Genomic DNA, 18,470 nt, shown 5'->3' on the forward strand with positions numbered 1-18,470 from the left:
TGGTAACGAAGTGCAGTGCTTATACGTAAGCGGGCACCAAGCAATGCTTATGCTCGATGTGATACACAAACTCGTCGCGGAAGTTCTGGATCATCGCGCGAACCGGCATCGCGGCAGCATCACCCAGTGCGCAGATGGTGCGTCCCTGGATGTTGTCGCAGATGTTGTTCAGCAGATCGAGATCTTCCGGACGTCCCTGGCCGTTCTCGATGCGCTGCACCATGCGGTACATCCAGCCCGTGCCTTCGCGGCATGGCGTACATTGGCCGCAGGATTCTTCGAAGTAGAAATAGGACAGACGCAACAGCGACTTGACCATGCAGCGCGTCTCGTCCATCACGATAACAGCGCCCGAACCCAGCATCGAACCAGCCTTGGCGATCGAGTCGTAATCCATCGTGCAATCCATCATGACATCACCACGCACCACCGGTGCCGACGAACCGCCAGGAATGACTGCCTTGATCTTCTTGCCGCCACGCATGCCGCCTGCCAGTTCCAGCAGTTCGGAGAACGGCGTACCGAGCGGGATTTCGTAGTTGCCCGGTTTTTCGACGTCGCCGGAGATAGAGAAAATCTTGGTCCCACCGTTGTTCGGCTTGCCGAGCGCCGCATATGCCTCGCCGCCCATTTTCATGATGAACGGGACAGCCGCGAAAGTCTCGGTGTTGTTAATCGTGGTCGGCTTGCCGTACAGGCCGAAGCTTGCCGGGAAAGGTGGCTTGAAGCGCGGTTGACCTTTCTTGCCTTCAAGCGACTCGAGCAATGCGGTTTCTTCGCCGCAGATATAGGCACCGTAACCGTGGAAAGCGTGCAACTGGAAGTTGAACGCCGAACCCATGATCTTGTCGCCAAGGAAGCCTGCGGCACGCGCCTCTTCCAGTGCTTCTTCGAAGAGAAGATAGTCGGCGAAAATTTCACCGTGGATATAGTTGTAACCGACCGAAATACCCATCGCATAGGCACCGATCGCCATACCTTCGATCAGGGAATGCGGGTTATAGCGGATGATGTCGCGATCCTTGAAGGTACCTGGCTCGCCTTCGTCGGTGTTGCAGACGAGGTACTTTTGACCTTCGTAGTTCTTCGGCATGAAGCTCCACTTCAGACCGGTCGGGAAGCCCGCACCGCCGCGACCACGCAGCGACGACGCCTTGACTTCAGCGATGACCTGGTCCGGCGTGATGCCTTCGGTCAGGATGCGACGCAGCGACTCGTAGCCGCCGCGTTTGACGTAATCGGCCAGATGCCAGTTGCTGCCGTTCAGGTCAGCCAGGATCAGCGGTTTGATGTGACGATTGTGCAGGCTGGTCATTTCTTCAGTTCCTCTACCAGTGCATCAATCTTTTCGTTCGACATGAAGCTGCACATACGATGGTTATTGACCAGCATGACCGGCGCATCGCCGCAGGCGCCCATGCACTCGCCCTCCTGCAACGTGAACTGACCGTCTGCAGTCGTTTCGCGGTAATCGATACCGAGCTTTTCTTTCAGATAGTGCGCCGCACGTTCGCCGCCGGACAGCAGGCATGGAAGATTGGTGCAGACCGAAATCTTCGCCTTACCCACCGGCTTGGTGTTGAACATGTTGTAGAAGGTCGCGACTTCCTGCACGGCGATTGCCGGCATGCGAAGGTAGTCCGCCACTTCCTGCATCACCTCGGGCGACAGCCAGTTGGTTTCTTCCTGCGCAATGGCAAGTGCAGCCATGGTGGCCGACTGGCGCTGCTCAGGAGGGAATTTGGCGATCTCGCGATCGATCCTTTTGTACGCTTGTTCAGATAACAGCATCTTTATGCCTCTACTCATTGCCCGCGATCAGCGGTCAATCTCACCAAACACAATATCTTGCGTGCCGATAATGGTCACCGCATCGGCGATCATGTGGCCCTTGGCCATTTCATCCAGCCCCTGCAGATGCACGAAGCCCGGCGCACGAATCTTCATGCGATACGGCTTGTTGGCACCGTCCGAGACCAGATAGATACCGAACTCACCCTTCGGATGTTCGACTGCTGCATAGGCTTCGCCCGGCGGCACGTGGAAACCTTCGGTGAAGAGCTTGAAGTGGTGAATCAGCTCTTCCATGTTCGACTTCATGTTGACGCGCGACGGCGGCGCAACCTTGTGGTTGTCCGTCATCACCGGGCCGGAATTATTGCGCAGCCACTCGACGCATTGCTTGATGATGCGGTTCGACTGACGCATTTCCTCAACGCGCACCAGATAACGGTCGTAGCAATCGCCGTTGGTACCGACCGGAATATCGAAGTCCAGCAGGTCGTACACTTCGTACGGCTGCTTCTTGCGCAGATCCCACTCGATGCCGGAACCGCGCAGCATTGGACCGGTAAAGCCCATTGCTTTTGCACGTTCAGGCGAAACGACACCGATGCCGACCAGACGCTGTTTCCAGATACGGTTGTCGGTCAACAGCGTTTCGTATTCGTCGACGTAGGTCGGGAAACGATTGGTGAAATCTTCGATGAAGTCCAGCAGCGAACCTTGACGGTTCTCGTTCATCTGCTTGATCGCCTTGGCGTTATGAATGACGGATGCCTTGTATTGCGGCATCGCGTCCGGCAGATCGCGATAGACGCCACCCGGACGATAGTAGGCAGCGTGCATGCGTGCGCCGGAAACGGCTTCGTAGCAATCCAGCAGATCTTCGCGCTCGCGGAATGCATACAGGAACACGGCCATCGCGCCGACGTCCAGCGCATGCGCACCGATCCACATCAGGTGGTTCAGGACACGTGTGATCTCATCGAACATCACGCGAATGTATTGTGCGCGCAGCGGCACCTCGACGCCGAGCAGCTTCTCGATCGCCATTACATAAGCGTGCTCGTTGCTCATCATCGACACGTAGTCGAGACGATCCATGTACGGCACGGATTGCAGGTAGGTTTTCTGTTCGGCCAGTTTTTCGGTCGCGCGATGCAGCAGACCGATATGCGGATCGGCACGCTGGATCACCTCGCCGTCCAGCTCCAGAACCAGACGCAACACACCGTGTGCTGCCGGGTGCTGCGGACCGAAGTTAAGGGTGTAATTCTTGATTTCAGCCATTTTTATTTCACCCCGTACTGTTCTTCGCGAATCACGCGCGGCACATTTTCACGCGGCTCGATCGTGACCGGCTGGTAAATCACACGCTTCTGCTCCGGGTCATAGCGCATTTCGACGTAGCCCGAAACCGGGAAATCCTTGCGGAACGGATGACCGATGAAACCGTAGTCGGTCAAGATACGGCGCAGATCGTTGTGACCTTCGAACAGGATGCCGAAGAAGTCGAATGCTTCGCGCTCGAACCAGTTTGCGGCCGGCCAGATGTCTGTCACCGACGCCACGACAGGCAGTTCGTCGTCGGGCGCAAAGACACGCACACGCAAACGCCAGTTGTGAGAAATCGACAGCAGATGCGAAACGACCGCGAAACGCGCCCCTTCCCAAATGCCGTCACCGTACGTCGAGTAGTCGACGCCGCACAGATCGATCAATTCTTCAAAGCGCAAGTCGGCATGGTCGCGCAAGGTGCGCATGGCCGACAGATAATCGCTGGATTTGACGACAATGGTCACTTCACCGAGTGCCACCGTCAGAGTCTGGAGTTGCTCGCCCAATGCATTGCGCAGGGCTGCTTCGAGGAGTTCTAGTTTGGTCGTCATTTTGGCTAACCGCGATCCTTAGCGTGCAATCGTATTGGTGCGACGGATCTTGGTCTGCAATTGCATGATTCCGTACAGCAGAGCCTCGGCAGTCGGAGGACAGCCTGGCACATAGACATCGACCGGCACGATGCGATCGCAACCGCGCACAACCGAATAGGAATAGTGATAGTAGCCGCCGCCGTTTGCACAGGAGCCCATCGAAATGACCCAGCGCGGCTCGGCCATCTGGTCGTACACCTTTCGCAAGGCCGGCGCCATCTTGTTGCACAACGTACCGGCCACGATCATCACGTCGGATTGACGCGGCGACGGACGGAACACAACACCGAAGCGATCCAGATCGTAGCGGGATGCACCCGCATGCATCATCTCCACCGCACAGCATGCCAGACCAAAAGTCATCGGCCACATCGAGCCGGTACGCGTCCAGTTGATCAGCTTGTCGGCCGTCGTGGTGACGAAGCCTTCGTTCAATACACCTTCAATTGCCATGACTTCTTACTCCCAATCCAGCGCGCCTTTTTTCCACTCGAACACCAGACCAATGGTCAGCACCCCGAGGAAAATCATCATTGACCAGAATCCCAGCATGCCGACATCGCGCATTGCGACACTCCATGGCACCAGGAAAGCAACTTCGAGATCGAACAGAATGAAAAGAATCGCGACGAGATAATAGCGCACGTCGAACTTCATACGCGCATCTTCAAATGCCTCGAAACCGCACTCATACGGAGAAAGCTTTTGTGCATCCGGCTTGTGTGGCGCAAGCACACGCCCCAGAACTTGCGGGACCACACCAACACCAATGCCGACCAGAATGAAAAGCAGAACGGGGAAATAATTTTCGAGGTTCACGATAGCAGCCGTAGTTAAACGATTCGTTGATTTATGCGTCTTTGTTGCATTGACCGGATCACCGGCCAATTCACTGACATCTAGTTATGGATTGATACTGCTGGTGCCGACGGCGAGACTCGAACTCGCACAGCTTTCGCCACTACCCCCTCAAGATAGCGTGTCTACCAATTTCACCACGTCGGCGCAAGACTTACATTTTAACTCGCATTGATGCTTTTATTCAATGCGAATTACACTGGAACAATCACGAACGCATGCCATGCGTTTTATTTCGGCACCTCATTCGATTGCTCCGTGCTTGCCGCCGGTTTCGCAGTCGTTGCTGGCGCTTCGGTCGAAGGTGCCGCACCAGGCACCGACGACACCGGCAGATTTTCCATCACACCACCGCCAGTAGCTACTGGCTTGTTGTTGATGAATGCCAATCCCAATGTCGCCGCGAAGAAAACAACGGCTGCAACGCCCGTGGATTTCGATAAAAAATTGGAAGAACCCGTTGCACCGAACAGGCTGCCGGAAGCACCGGACCCGAAAGATGCGCCCATGTCGGCACCCTTGCCATGCTGCAGCAGCACGAGACCGATGATGACCAGTGCGGACAACACCTGGACAACGATGATGATGGTATGCAAGCTATTCATTTACTTTCCAGTCGGATAATTACAATTTATTCCATACGACATTCCGAACGCCGTGCAAACTCATGCCTTGCAAACGATCGAAAGAAAATCTTCCGCCTTCAATGCCGCGCCACCGATCAAACCGCCATCGATGTCCGGCATGGCCATCAGTTCGGCCGCATTGTCCGGCTTCATGCTGCCGCCGTACAGAATCCTAACCTTGCTCGCCGCATCCTCGTGTTTGATCTGCAAACGCGAACGCAGCATTGCATGCACCTGTTGCGCCATCTCCGGCGTTGCAGTCTTGCCGGTACCGATCGCCCAGATAGGCTCATATGCCACAACGATCCCACTCGCCTCTTCCGTGCTCAGCAAAGCAAGCACTGCATCGATTTGCGCACCGACAACGACATCGGTCTGCCCTGCTTCACGTTGTGCAAGCGCTTCACCGACACATATGATGGGAATCAATCCAGCGGCAATGGCATGCTTGGCTTTTCCGGCGACCAGTTCATCCGTTTCACCGAAATAGCCACGACGCTCCGAGTGGCCAACAATCACATAACGACAAGCGAACTCTGACAGCATCGCCGCCGACACTTCCCCCGTATAAGCACCGGAAGCATGCATCGACACATCCTGCGCACCCAACGCGACCGCACTGCCTTCGAGCAACGCCTGACATTGCGCCAGATACGGAAACGGCACGCATACAGCAACATCACATGCGCCATCGAACTGCGCCTTGATCTCCGCCAGCAACTGCGTATTGGCAGCCAGGCTGCCATTCATTTTCCAGTTGCCTGCGACGAGTTTGCGGCGCATATCGATCCCGAATTCCAATAACCCGCTATTTTAGCCTGCGGCGTCGAGCATGGTCAAACCAATACGGCGAGGCTTTTTCTTCCGACAATAAAAAACCGCCCGTGCTTTCGCTACGGGCGGTCATGAAAGACAACGATTCTTATTCCTGCGCTGCTGTTTCCGGATTTTCTTCTGCCATGGCAGCTTTCATCGACAGCTTGAGACGGCCGCGATCGTCCGTTTCCAGAACCTTGACGCGAACCTGCTGACCTTCCTGCAGGTAATCGGCAACCGCATTCACGCGCTCGTTGGCGATCTGGCTAATGTGCAGCAGACCGTCCTTGCCCGGCAGAACCTGAACGATGGCGCCGAAATCCAGCAGCTTCAACACAGTGCCTTCGTAGACCTTACCGACTTCGACCGATGCAGTCAGCTCTTCGATACGGCGCTTGGCTTCTTGTCCGGCACCAGCATCCACGGATGCAATGGTCACCACGCCTTCATCGCTGATATCGATCTGCGTGCCGGTTTCCTCGGTCAGCGCACGAATGACTGCACCGCCCTTGCCGATCACGTCACGGATTTTTTCCGGATTGATCTTGATCGTGATCAGGCGCGGCGCGAAATCGGACAACTCACCTTTACCGGCCGGCAGCGCTTCCTGCATTTTGCCCAGGATATGTACGCGGCCTTCCTTCGCCTGCGCCAGCGCAACCTGCATGATTTCTTTCGTAATGCCCTGAATCTTGATGTCCATCTGCAGTGCGGTGATACCGTTGGCAGTACCCGCAACCTTGAAGTCCATGTCGCCGAGGTGATCTTCATCGCCGAGGATGTCGGTCAGCACCGCGAACTTGTTGCCTTCCTTGATCAGGCCCATTGCGATACCGGCAACGTGCGCTTGCATCGGCACGCCGGCATCCATCAGCGCGAGGCAGCCGCCGCAGACGGAAGCCATCGACGACGAACCGTTCGACTCGGTGATTTCCGAAACCAGACGCACCGAATAGCTGAACTCTTCCGGCGTCGGCAACGCAGCAACCAATGCACGCTTAGCCAGACGACCGTGACCGATTTCGCGACGCTTCGGCGTACCGACACGACCGGTTTCGCCGGTAGCAAACGGCGGCATGTTGTAGTGCATCATGAAACGATCGGAATATTCGCCCATCAGTGCATCGATCTTCTGCTCGTCACGTGCGGTACCCAGCGTGGCAATGACCAGCGCCTGCGTTTCGCCACGCGTGAACAATGCGGAACCGTGAGTGCGCGGCAGCACGCCGGTACGAATCGAGATTGGACGCACGGTACGCGTATCGCGACCATCGATGCGCGGCTCGCCTTCCAGAATCTGCGAACGGACGATCTTCGCTTCCAGTTCAAACATAATGTTGCCAACTTCGACCGCATCCGGCGCTTCACCACCGATCGATGCCGCTTCCGCTGCCAGCGATGCATTCACTTCGGCGTAGGCATTCTTCAGCTTGCTGGTACGCGCCTGCTTGTCGCGCGTCTGATAGGCTTCGCGCAACTTGCTTTCCGCGAAATGCGATACGCGTGCGATCAGCGCATCGTTCTTCGGTGCCGGGCTCCATTCGACTTCCGGCTTGCCACCGTCACGTACCAGATCATGGATCGCGTCGATAACAACTTTCATTTGCTCGTGACCGTAGACGACGGCACCCAGCATGACTTCTTCCGACAGTTGCTGCGCTTCGGATTCGACCATCAGCACGGCGGACTCGGTGCCGGCGACAACCAGATCCATCTGCGATTTCGGCAATTGCGAAGCGGTCGGGTTCAGCACGTACTGACCGTCGATGTAACCGACGCGCGCAGCGCCAATCGGACCGGCAAACGGAATGCCTGCCACGCACAATGCAGCAGAAGCACCGATCATGGAAGCGATATCCGGATCAATTTCCGGGTTAACCGACAGCACATGAATGATTATCTGCACTTCGTTCAGGTAACCTTCCGGGAACAGGGGGCGAATCGGACGATCGATCAGGCGCGAGGTCAGCGTTTCCTTCTCGGAAGGACGGCCTTCGCGCTTGAAGAAACCTCCCGGAATACGGCCGGCTGCATAAGCTTTTTCAACGTAATCAACGGTCAGAGGGAAAAAATCCTGGCCGGGCTTCGCATCCTTGCGTGCAACCACGGTAGCCAGCACAACGGTATCTTCGATCGACACCATCACGGCGCCAGAGGATTGGCGAGCGATTTCGCCCGTTTCCAGCGTCACGGTGTGTTGTCCGTACTGGAATGTCTTGGTAACTTTATTAAACACGGTGTTCCCTTTCTGATTTGCCGACAGATTTTCAGGCGCTGTCGTTCACCTCACCACAAACGGCGCGCCGAAGCATTGCCGTTTTTCATTTTCCTGCCTGTTGCCGAATTGCTGCCGAACCATTGCCGGATGCCACAAAAAACAAATGCCCGCATCAGGAAACTGACGCAGGCATTTTTTACGACGAGAACCGACTGGAATGTCGCAACGAATTACTTGCGCAGACCGAGTTTCACGATCAGATCGCGATAACGCGTTGCGTCCTTGTTTTTCAGATATGCCAACAGGCTCTTGCGACGGTTGACCATCATCAGCAGGCCACGACGGGAATGGTGATCCTTCGTGTGTTCCTTGAAGTGGCTGTTGAGGTCGTTGATACGTGCGGTCAACAGAGCGACCTGCACTTCCGGAGATCCGGTATCGTTCTGGCTGCGCGCATTGTCCTTGACGATGGCTGCCTTGCTTGCTTTTTCGATAGACATGATTACCTTTCACATGCGATGCGTGGAGTTTTGCCATATGCACAACCCCGATTGCATCGTGAACAACGATTGATAAAACCGGTCTGAATCAGACCAGCCCCGCAGTATAGCGGAAATGCCAAAGCGATTCAAACACTTAGCGCCCCTATTTTAGGAAAAAAACATGATCCGTCCGCAAAAGGCAATTTTCTGTGCGCTGCTGTTTCTGTCGGGCTGCGCCGTCTTCCAGCCGGTCACCTTGACGCCCGGCGAAACCGAAGCCGAAGTCGTCTCAAAACTCGGCCGGCCGACCGCACGCATGCCGGACGGCAACGGTTTTGTACTGGAATACAACCGAAATCCATGGGGCCAGGCCACCGACATGGCACGCTTCGATAGTGCCGGCCGGCTGATTTCCTACGAACAAGTCCTGACCGTCGAGAAATTTGCAACGCTGAAACCGGGCATCGCGACCAAGACGGATGTGCTGCGCACGATCGGCCATCCATCCGAAACCACCTACCTGTCCCGACAGCAACTCGAGGTCTGGACGTATCCGTACAAGGAATACGACACCTGGAATTCGCTGATGCATGTTCATTTCGACAACAATGGCATCGTCAATAAAATGGAAAACGGTCAGGATCTGCGCTTCGATCGCGACGGCAAATTCGGCTTCTTCGGCTATTGAAGAAACGTCAGGCAATAAAAAAGCTGGATGCTTACGCATCCAGCCTCAAAGCACTCTCTGAAGAGAATGCAGGTACAGTCAATCCTCTTTCAATTCGTGCACCCATCGTAGTGGGCACACGGTCAGCAGGTCGTCTTACGCGGTAACGCGATCGCCCGCGATTCCCACTCCCTCACCTTCGGCATTGAGGTTTGCATTGCCTTCTTCGATAAACTTCTTGCGATAGTTCTGCAGGAAGAACTTGGCAAGCAATGCAGCGCCAAAGGAAACAGCGGCCGCGAAGTAGAACACCGTGCCCCAGTGATCGGCACTCAACACTTTCGCATTCGAAGAACCGCCCGATGCCATCCAGGAAGCCCACGGCACTACCAGCGAAGCCGTACCCTTGGCGGTGTACAGCATGCCCGAGTTGCCGGTTGCATTCTTGGAGCCGAAGGTGTCGGCAGCAATCGCCGGGAAAATCGAGAAGATTTCACCCCAGCAAGCAAAGATCAGCGCTGCGAAGATCATGAAACCGGTCACGGTATGGCCGAAATGATAGAGACCCAGCAGGGCAAGGGCTTCACCGGTGAACACGATGAACATCGTGTTTTCACGGCCGAGTCGGTCGGAAACAAAGCCGCACAGCGGGCGCGTAAAGCCGTTGCACAGGCTGTCGATGGACAGTGCCATTGTCAGTGCCGGCAAGGTAGTACCGAACAGTGTGACCATTTCCTTGCTCAGTCCCCAGTCGGCACCGATCGGCTTGAGCTGCGCAGTCGCCATCACCCCCCCCATCGCAACAGCGACGAACAGCACGTAGATTACCCAGAATACCGGGGTCTTCATCATCTGAAGTGTCGTCATGTTGAACTTGGCGAGCGTCTGACGCGCCTGGATCTTGAGACCGGCCGGCGGAGCCGGACGCACCAAGGCCATGGCCAGGATGAAGACCACAACGCCTTGCAGGATGCCGAAGAAATGGAAGGCGGCCTGATAACCATCGGTACGGATCATGTTGGAGATCGGGATGACGGTCAGCGCAGCACCGGCACCGAAGCCAGCGGCGGTCAGCCCTGCTGCCAAACCACGCTTGTCCGGGAACCATTTGAGAGCATTACCCACGCAGGTTCCATACACGCAACCGGCACCGACGCCACCAAACACGGCAGCAAGGTAGAAGGTATTCAAGGAAGTCGCCTGGGAATTCAGAATCCAGGAGAGCGCCACCAGAATCGCACCGAAGGCAACGACGGGACGCGGACCGAATTTGTCCACGACCATGCCTTCAAACGGCACCAGCCAGGTTTCCGTGATGATGAACATCGCAAAGGTCGCTTGAATCGCGGCTTTCGTCCACTCAGGGTGTGCAAGATTGATCGGTCCGACGAACAGCGTCCAGCCGTATTGCAGGTTGGCGACCATCGCCATACAAATGATACCGATGAAGAGCTGCCACCACCGGCCCTTGATACCCGTCGCCGGCGTATCGTTTTGAATAGTTTTCATCTTTCTACTGCCTCTCAAGAAGTCATGAATGACGTAACGAATGCGGCACAACATGCCGATACGTTCGAATTGCATCGATAACAGGCAGACATTCGAATCAGGAAACACAACAGCAATCGACAAAACCGATGCCATCACGCAGACACCTGCGTTTGCGATCGCGTCGGATAAGAATTACCGGCGCGTCAATCGCGTGCCACTACACGAATGTCTGTTACAGGAGAGGAGGAGCGCGGGAGGAGTAATACCTGTGAATAACCGATGGCAGACGGGCAAAACCCGTGGCGATCGGCGCTTCGACTTGGCCGGAAACAACCGGCAGGGAAAAATCCGGGGAAGGAAGAGCAGTGAAATTATCGAGGAAAAGCTGACGCGCCGTATCGTCGGACGAATCATCCTCGAAGGTATATTGATGACTATCCGCTGCAGAACCGCAAACATGTTTCAGCGTATCGGCAAATGCCACCTGCTGCGAAAACAGCAGAAGCAACGACAACCAGATACTTGATAAAAAACGCGATTTCATTTCTAGCAGCGCGGATGACATGCAGCACATTTCATCCGGTCATTCAATGCAACAAGATGCGGATTATAAAGGTATTTCACCGTTATTGCAGACAGGACTATCAGATATTTCATGAACGCATACCATTTGGATGGATTGATTCGCGATTACCGGCCCCGCTTGCGCTGCATTGCAACCAAGATATCGCGCGATCTTCGTCACACATCCACATAACGCGGACGATGCACTCCAAGATGACCGGATGAAATAAAAAGTAACTTTGGGAAGTGACGCGAAGAGAAAAAATAGCGCCGCGCACGAGCGTGCAAGTGACGATGAAAAATCGAAACGGAAATGAAAAAGGCCAGTGCTTGTGGCACTGGCCTTTCTGACTAACTGGTGCGGCTGGCAGGAATCGAACCCACGACCCCTTGGTTCGTAGCCAAGTACTCTATCCAGCTGAGCTACAGCCGCGAAAGATCGAAATTATAGCGGAGCAAATTCCATTTTGGAAGCCCCATTCATCCACTTTATTCAATAAATCACATTTTTTCTTCATTTTGCGTCTGCCCTCCTGTTGCTGCACCTGTTTCACCTCTCCTTCGGTGCAATCTGGCAGCAAAAACAGATGTGCTACAGTCCGAAGACATCCACACGACGCATAAACGAAACGCCACCATGCAGGAAACCATCGACGACGTGCAAGCCGAATGGCTACCGATCATGCTTCAGGGCTCGCCCAGCGAGATCTATGTATTCAATTGCGAAACGCTGCATTTCGAATACGCCAACAAGGCAGCGATCGACAACCTGCAATACAGTCTGCATGAATTGCGCGAGATGTCTCCTGCCTCTATCGTGCAGGGCATCAGCCCGGAAGCCTACGAAGAACTGCTGGCCGATTTGCGCAATGGCAGTGTCGCTTCGATCAGCGTCAACACCGTGCATGTTCGCCGCGACGGCACCGCATATCCAATCGAATCGCGCCTGTTTTTTCTGGCAGCATCGGCCGGCCCCGTCATCATCGCGATCGGCAACGATGTCAGTTCGCGCGACGAATCCGACAAGGCCTTGCGCGCCAGCGAATCGCGATTGAGCGCGATGGTTTCCAACACGCCGGGACTCGTCTATCAATTCCGCCTCGGCCGCGACGGCTGTTTTTCCTTTCCCTATCTGAGCGAAGGCTGCGAAGCGCTGCTGGGCATTGCGGCGGAAGAACTGCATGACGATCCCCTGCACTTTCTCGATCTGATTCTTCCGGAAGATCGCACCTCCTTCATGGAATCCATGAACGCATCGACCAGGGAAATGAGCGCATGGAACTGGGAAGGCCGCATCCGCATCGAGAAATGGAACGACATCAAATGGATCAACCTACGCGCCACGCCACGCGCGCTGGACGGACACGATGTGCTGTGGGAAGGCATCATGACCAACATCACCGCCAGCAAGCTGGAGCAGGAAGAAATCATCCGCTCGCGTGCGCAACTGGCGGAACTGTCTGCACACATCAATACCGTCAAGGAACAGGAGCGTGCCCACATCGCGCGTGAAATCCATGACGATCTCGGCGGCAACCTGACCGCGATCAAGATGGCGCTGGCGTTATTGACGCGCCGCCTGCCTGCCGATCCGGCGCTACTCGAAAAAGCCGATTATGTCGAACAGCTCGTCGACCGCACGATCGAAACCGTCCACAGAATCGCCAGTGACCTGCGCCCGGGCGTACTGGATTTCGGTCTGGTGGCGGCCATCGACTGGCAGACAAGGGAATTTGAAAAACAATGCGGCATCCCCTGCGAATTCTCGTCGAACAAGCGGGAAATCGAACTGGACCCCAATCAGTCCGCCGCCCTCTTCCGGATTTTTCAGGAAGCCCTGACCAATATTGCCAAACATGCGCAGGCGACGCACGTCAACGTGCAACTGGTCCATACCGAGCGCTTCGTCCGCCTGGAGATCGTCGACAACGGCCGCGGCATCCAGGCCGCCGATCGCACGAAACCGAAATCGTTCGGCATCCGCGGCATGGTCGAACGCTCGATCGCAATGGGCGGCAGCCTGTCCGTCAGTACGTCGCAAAAGGGTGGCACAATCGTTGCTATCAACGTCCCGTTGGTCGATAGCAGTGCAATATCGACATCCTGAAGGACAATATTGCAAAATAACTGACCATTTTGGTCACATGGAACCGTGCTGAGCCAAATTTTGTCTCACTGATGGAGACCGTTTGTCTGCAAGGCAGCACTTATCTAGCAGAACAATGACAACGAAGAATGTAATCAAAGTCCTGATCGCCGACGATCACGCCATCGTGCGGGAAGGTTTGAAACAGATTCTGGCGGATACCAAAGACATCGCCGTCGCCGGACATGCCGAAAACGGCACCGAAGCCATCCGTCTCGCACGCGATGTTTCACATCATGTCCTGCTGCTCGACATTTCCATGCCCGATCGCAGCGGTATCGAAGTGCTGAAACAGGTACGCAAGGAATCGCCGAAAACCGCGGTGCTGATGCTTTCCATGCATCGCGAAGACCAGTATGCAATCCGCGCACTGAAAGCCGGCGCTTCCGGTTACCTGAACAAGCAAAGCGCACCGGCCGAACTGGTCAATGCCATCCGCCAGGTCGCCGCCGGCCGCAAATACATCAGCGCCGCACTCGCCCAGGAGCTGGCCAACCAGATCAGCGACGATCACGAAATCCCGCTGCATGAAACCCTGTCCGACCGCGAATACCAGACCCTGACGATGATCGCCTCCGGCAAGACCGTCAGCGACATCGCCGCCGAACTGGTACTGTCGGTCAAGACGATCAGCATGTACCGCTCGCGCCTGTTGCAAAAAATGAAACTGCGTCACAATGCCGAACTGACGCACTACGCGATCAAGAACCATCTGGTCGATTGATTCCGAATTAACCAGAATCGATCCTGCACAGACAACTTGTCAAACGACAAACTGGCCGGCATTTGCCGCGCTGATCGCCGCATCGGTTTTCCTGCCTGACGATATGATTGCGCAATAGCCAAATTGGGCTGCAATCGAACGCTACAAGCACACACCAGCGCACGCGCCGTCATGCCAGACAAACCACCCAGGAATCCCGCAGCCCAGAATCCCGTCGACATTGCACGGGAAACCTTCCGCCAGCTCGCCATCCGCAAGATCGCTCCGACACCGGACGCCTACCGCAAGGTATACGACGAAATCGCCGGCTATGCGGCAGAACCCACACCGGAACAGATATTCGGCGAATTCGCCGCCACCCTGCTCAGCCTGCCGGACGAAGTATCGGCCGTCGGCAAGACATTGCAGCAGGCCGCTGCCACATCCTATTGGCCCGACTACGGCAAAGGGCTGGCGCAACTGATCGGTCACTACCAGGGACGGCTGGCCCGGCTGTCGAATCCTGTCGCGCTTTCCGCCACGCCGCTGATCGACGATCCACAGCCTCGCCTGCTGCGCGACTTGCTGATGCGCACCCTGACGCTGGCCGTCGCCTCGCTGCTGCAAGGCGTACCGGCACTGGCAGCCGAAGCCGAAGAACTCGGCCGCTCGATCAAGGATGCGCAATCGGAACAGACACTGAACGACGCCTCCGCTCGCCTGAAGCAACTGTGCTTCAAGATCGAATTGAAGAGCGGCGACCTGGCCGAACAGCACGAACTGCTGCTGCGTCTGTTCCGCCTGCTGCTGGAAAACATCAGTGGTTTACTGGAAGACGATTCGTGGATGCACGGGCAGATCGAAGCCGTGCAGAACCTGATTGCCGGCCCCATAGACGACATCGCATTGCGCGAAGTGATGCGCAGCCTGAAGGAAGTCATCTACAAGCAGAGCACGCTGAAACACAGCATCACGGAAGCAAAGGACTCGGTCAGAAACATGATCGCCACCTTCATCGACCGCCTCGGCGAAATCGCCGACACCACCGACAACTACCACAAGAAGATCGACACCTATTCCAGGCAACTCGTTGCCGCGGCGGATACCGGCAGCGTCAGCAGCATCCTGCAGGAAGTCATGAAGGAAACGCGCATCGCGCAATCCGAAGCGCTGAAATCGCGCGACGCCATCCTGGCCGCGCGCAAGAACGTCGAAGATGCCGAAGCACGCATCCAGGCGCTGGAAAACAAGCTGGAGCAAATGAGCGAACTCGTGCGCGAAGACCAGCTCACCGGAAGCCTGAATCGCCGCGGTCTGGAAGACGTGTTCGAACGCGAACTCGCGCGTGCCGATCGCAAGGCTTCACCGCTGTGCATCGCCCTGCTTGATCTCGACGATTTCAAAAAGATCAACGACCAGTACGGCCATTCCGCCGGCGACGAAGCGCTGATCCACCTGGTGCGCGTCATCAAGGAAACGCTGCGCTCGATGGACGTCATCGCCCGTTTCGGCGGCGAGGAATTCATGATCGTCCTGCCCGATACCGGCCTCGACGACGCCATCCAGACCATCACACGTGTGCAACGCGAACTGACGAAGCAGATTTTCATGCATAACCACACGCGGCTGCTGATGACCTTCAGCGCCGGCGTTGCGCAGCGCAAGGAACTGGAAGATCAAAAATCGCTGACCGACCGTGCAGATAACGCCCTGTATGCGGCGAAAAAAGCCGGCAAGAACCGCGTGATCGCCGCCGACTGACGCTTCCACATATCCAAGCCGGTATCCGGCACGATCTCCCATACGGCTTTTTCCGAGTGTCGGAAAAGGCCGTTGTCTTTCCTGTCTGATCACATCCGGCTCTGCACAAAACAGATTTCACAATCTGTGACATTTTCCACAGCCGATTTTGGACAGTGTTTTCGCCGGAAAAATACCAAAAAAGCAATTCCCCAATCGGCAGCAATCGGGAAAAGTTGAGGGCAAAAACGATTTTTATTTGTTTCAAATCGCCCCGAAATTCCTTAAAGATTTTCCGCAAGGCAACCGACAACGGACTTATCTGGCTGCTGGATTGGGCGGCGCCGGGAAAGAAATTAGTTTCCGCAAGACGCTAAACTTTTCCCGGAACCGTCCGATAAAACTCTCAACGACGCTGCAATGCCTGCAACACCGGGACAAAACAGACGTTGGCAGAACCTCAGTCAGACCTTCGGACTACAACAGGAGAATTCAAATGGCAGCAGTCATTAACACCAACATCCCATCGTTGAATGCACAGCGCAATCTGACGATGTCGCAAACATCCCTCAACACCTCGCTGCAACGTCTGTCCTCGGGTCTGCGCATCAACAGCGCAAAAGACGACGCTGCCGGCCTGGCAATTTCGCAACGCATGACCAGCCAGATCAACGGCCTGAACCGCGCTGCTCAAAATGCAAACGACGGCATCTCGCTGGCGCAAACCGCTGAAGGCGCACTGGGCCAGGTAACCGACTCCCTGCAACGTATTCGTGATCTGGCCGTGCAATCCGCCAACGCGACGAATAGCTCGTCCGACCGTGCAGCATTGCAACAAGAGGTCTCCCAGCTGGTCAGCGAAATTTCCCGCATCGGCGACACGACGGCATTCAACGGCCTGAAGATCCTCGACGGTTCCTACACGAACCAGCAATACCAGATCGGTGCAAACGCTGGCGAAACCATCAACGTGTCGATCGCCGACTCCCGTGCCTCGCAACTGGGCGCAAGCACGCTGACCAGCAGCGCTGGCCTGGCAGCATCCGGTGCTACGAGCGGTGGCTATACCGACGCATTGGGCGGCACGCTGGATGACACCAGCCTGGTCATCAACGGCACGGCGATCGATCTGGATGGTGCTGGCATCACCGCGAATTCGTCCCTGAACGACGTCATCAATGCAATCAATGCACAATCCGCAGACAGCGGCGTCACCGCAGCACGCTCTTCGACCAACGAAGTAACGACCGGTTTCACGGCTCCTGCTGCCGCTGCAACGCTGAAAATCAACGGTACGGCAGTCAACCTGGCTACCGGCGCAACGATTGACGATGCAGCAGAAGCCATCAATGCGAAATCGACGCAAACCGGCGTGTCCGTTGAAGTCGACGGCACCAACCTCGTCTTCAAGTCGACCAACGGCGCTGACTTCACGTTGAACAGCAGCGATGATGCAGTCCTTGCTGGCGTCGATACTGCAGACGAAGATTTCACGTTCCAGGCAGGCATCACGCTGTCGGCAAAAGTCGGTACGACCTACACGGTCAGCGGTGATGTAGCTGGTGCACTGAACCTGTCGACCACCGCAGCAGACAATGCATCTACGGTCGAAGCTACCGCCAAGGAGTTCAAGGTTTCGGAACTCAACATCGGCACCGTCGATGGCGCAAACGATGCACTGGCAGCAGTCGATGCCGCCCTGACGCAAATCAGCGGCACCCGTGCAACGCTGGGCGCGATCCAGAACCGCTTCACGGCAGTCGTTGCCAACCTGAGCACCACGTCGGAAAACCTGACCGCATCGCGCAGCCGCATCCAGGATGCCGACTTCGCAGCGGAAACGGCCAACATGACGCGCGGCCAGATCCTGCAACAAGCCGGTACCGCAATGCTGGCACAAGCGAACTCGCTGCCTAACGGCGTGCTCGCCCTGCTCCGTGGCTAATAACTAGCCGCAGCATGCGAAAACAGTTCCCCGGCTGCAATTTCGGCAGTCGGGGAATTGTCACAATAGGAGTTCATCATGGATATAGGACAAATCGGCAACAACAACGCCAAACCAGTCCCGCGTACCGATAGCCAACCCGCAACCGTTGCCGCCACCGGCAATGCCGCCCGGCCAGTGCAATCCCCTACGCCGGTCCAGACGCCGGCAGCCGTGCAGCAGCCCGATCCCGCGCAGCTCAGCCAGGCTTTGCAAAGCATCAACAAGGCATTGCAAACCGCCTCTTCCAATCTCGAATTCTCGGTGGACGACGATACCGAACGCACCATCGTCAAGGTCGTCGACCAGCAGACCGGCGATGTGATCCGCCAGATGCCGTCCGCCGAAGCGCTGGAAATCGCCAAGGCGCTCGACCGCGCGGCAGGCAAGCTCTTCCACGAAGAAGCCTGACCTCGAAGAGACGGGTAATTCCCCGTCTTAATGGTGTTTTGGCATGGCAGG

Annotated in this window: 18 protein-coding genes and 2 tRNA genes; 6 read left to right on the top strand and 14 right to left on the bottom strand. The window is 56.1% G+C overall.

The window, feature by feature from the left end; all coding sequences use genetic code 11:
- Positions 1–19 precede the first annotated feature (19 nt).
- The 11 genes from nuoF to rpsO form a co-directional block, all read right to left on the bottom strand.
- The gene (nuoF, locus tag IEV40_RS00950; protein ID WP_188419108.1) at positions 20–1,315 is read right to left on the bottom strand and encodes an NADH-quinone oxidoreductase subunit NuoF; all 1,296 of its coding nucleotides are present in this window, start codon (positions 1,313–1,315) and stop codon (positions 20–22) included.
- A complete protein-coding gene (gene nuoE / locus IEV40_RS00955; protein WP_188419109.1) occupies positions 1,312–1,791 on the bottom strand; it encodes an NADH-quinone oxidoreductase subunit NuoE in 480 nt (159 codons plus the stop codon). The genes nuoF and nuoE overlap by 4 nt, the downstream gene beginning before the upstream one ends.
- Positions 1,792–1,818: 27 nt before the next feature.
- A complete protein-coding gene (locus IEV40_RS00960) occupies positions 1,819–3,072 on the bottom strand; it encodes an NADH-quinone oxidoreductase subunit D (RefSeq protein ID WP_188419110.1) in 1,254 nt (417 codons plus the stop codon).
- Between the two features lie 2 nt (positions 3,073–3,074).
- Positions 3,075–3,671 (bottom strand): NADH-quinone oxidoreductase subunit C, encoded by a 597-nt coding sequence (locus tag IEV40_RS00965; protein ID WP_188419111.1) that lies wholly within the window; start codon positions 3,669–3,671, stop codon positions 3,075–3,077.
- Positions 3,672–3,689: 18 nt separating this feature from the next.
- A complete protein-coding gene (locus IEV40_RS00970) occupies positions 3,690–4,166 on the bottom strand; it encodes a NuoB/complex I 20 kDa subunit family protein (RefSeq protein WP_188419112.1) in 477 nt (158 codons plus the stop codon).
- Positions 4,167–4,172: 6 nt separating this feature from the next.
- Positions 4,173–4,532: an NADH-quinone oxidoreductase subunit A gene (locus IEV40_RS00975; RefSeq protein ID WP_188419113.1), complete on the bottom strand. Its 360-nt coding sequence runs from the start codon at positions 4,530–4,532 to the stop codon at positions 4,173–4,175.
- Between the two features lie 101 nt (positions 4,533–4,633).
- Positions 4,634–4,718, bottom strand: a tRNA-Leu gene (locus IEV40_RS00980).
- A gap of 83 nt (positions 4,719–4,801) precedes the next feature.
- Positions 4,802–5,176, bottom strand: coding sequence for a preprotein translocase subunit SecG (gene secG / locus IEV40_RS00985; RefSeq protein WP_188419114.1), 375 nt, complete (start codon positions 5,174–5,176; stop codon positions 4,802–4,804).
- 60 nt (positions 5,177–5,236) lie between these two features.
- A complete protein-coding gene (gene tpiA, locus IEV40_RS00990; RefSeq protein ID WP_188419115.1) occupies positions 5,237–5,980 on the bottom strand; it encodes a triose-phosphate isomerase in 744 nt (247 codons plus the stop codon).
- Between the two features lie 139 nt (positions 5,981–6,119).
- Positions 6,120–8,249 carry a polyribonucleotide nucleotidyltransferase gene (gene pnp, locus IEV40_RS00995; protein WP_188419116.1) on the bottom strand — a complete coding sequence of 710 codons (2,130 nt, stop codon included), beginning with the start codon at positions 8,247–8,249 and terminating at the stop codon, positions 6,120–6,122.
- Positions 8,250–8,461: 212 nt separating this feature from the next.
- Positions 8,462–8,731, bottom strand: coding sequence for a 30S ribosomal protein S15 (gene rpsO / locus IEV40_RS01000; RefSeq protein ID WP_188419117.1), 270 nt, complete (start codon positions 8,729–8,731; stop codon positions 8,462–8,464).
- Positions 8,732–8,894: 163 nt separating this feature from the next.
- On the opposite strand from rpsO, the gene bamE reads away from it, so the two are divergent.
- Positions 8,895–9,401: an outer membrane protein assembly factor BamE domain-containing protein gene (bamE, locus tag IEV40_RS01005; RefSeq protein WP_188419118.1), complete on the top strand. Its 507-nt coding sequence runs from the start codon at positions 8,895–8,897 to the stop codon at positions 9,399–9,401.
- Between the two features lie 135 nt (positions 9,402–9,536).
- Here bamE and oxlT read toward each other — a convergent pair whose 3' ends face one another.
- From oxlT to IEV40_RS01020, 3 genes are all read right to left on the bottom strand, one after another.
- Entirely contained in the window at positions 9,537–10,889 is a 1,353-nt protein-coding gene (gene oxlT, locus IEV40_RS01010; RefSeq protein ID WP_188419945.1) for an oxalate/formate MFS antiporter, read from the bottom strand.
- Between the two features lie 214 nt (positions 10,890–11,103).
- Positions 11,104–11,436, bottom strand: a complete 333-nt coding sequence (locus IEV40_RS01015) for a hypothetical protein (protein ID WP_188419119.1) — start codon at positions 11,434–11,436, stop codon at positions 11,104–11,106.
- Between the two features lie 355 nt (positions 11,437–11,791).
- Positions 11,792–11,868: transfer RNA gene (locus tag IEV40_RS01020), tRNA-Arg, on the bottom strand.
- 204 nt (positions 11,869–12,072) lie between these two features.
- Here IEV40_RS01020 and IEV40_RS01025 point away from each other — a divergent pair.
- The 5 genes from IEV40_RS01025 to IEV40_RS01045 all read left to right on the top strand — a co-directional run bounded on the left by IEV40_RS01025 (position 12,073) and on the right by IEV40_RS01045 (position 18,419).
- On the top strand, positions 12,073–13,542 hold the full coding sequence (locus tag IEV40_RS01025; protein WP_188419120.1) for a PAS domain-containing sensor histidine kinase: 1,470 nt from the start codon (positions 12,073–12,075) through the stop codon (positions 13,540–13,542).
- A gap of 115 nt (positions 13,543–13,657) precedes the next feature.
- Positions 13,658–14,305 (top strand): response regulator, encoded by a 648-nt coding sequence (locus IEV40_RS01030; protein ID WP_188419121.1) that lies wholly within the window; start codon positions 13,658–13,660, stop codon positions 14,303–14,305.
- Positions 14,306–14,476: 171 nt separating this feature from the next.
- Positions 14,477–16,045: a sensor domain-containing diguanylate cyclase gene (locus tag IEV40_RS01035; protein WP_188419122.1), complete on the top strand. Its 1,569-nt coding sequence runs from the start codon at positions 14,477–14,479 to the stop codon at positions 16,043–16,045.
- A gap of 475 nt (positions 16,046–16,520) precedes the next feature.
- A complete protein-coding gene (locus IEV40_RS01040) occupies positions 16,521–17,969 on the top strand; it encodes a flagellin N-terminal helical domain-containing protein (RefSeq protein WP_188419123.1) in 1,449 nt (482 codons plus the stop codon).
- Positions 17,970–18,047: 78 nt separating this feature from the next.
- A complete protein-coding gene (locus IEV40_RS01045; protein WP_188419124.1) occupies positions 18,048–18,419 on the top strand; it encodes a flagellar protein FlaG in 372 nt (123 codons plus the stop codon).
- Positions 18,420–18,470 lie beyond the last annotated feature (51 nt).

The organism is Oxalicibacterium solurbis (genome assembly GCF_014635845.1).
Lineage (GTDB): Bacteria > Pseudomonadota > Gammaproteobacteria > Burkholderiales > Burkholderiaceae_D > Oxalicibacterium > Oxalicibacterium solurbis.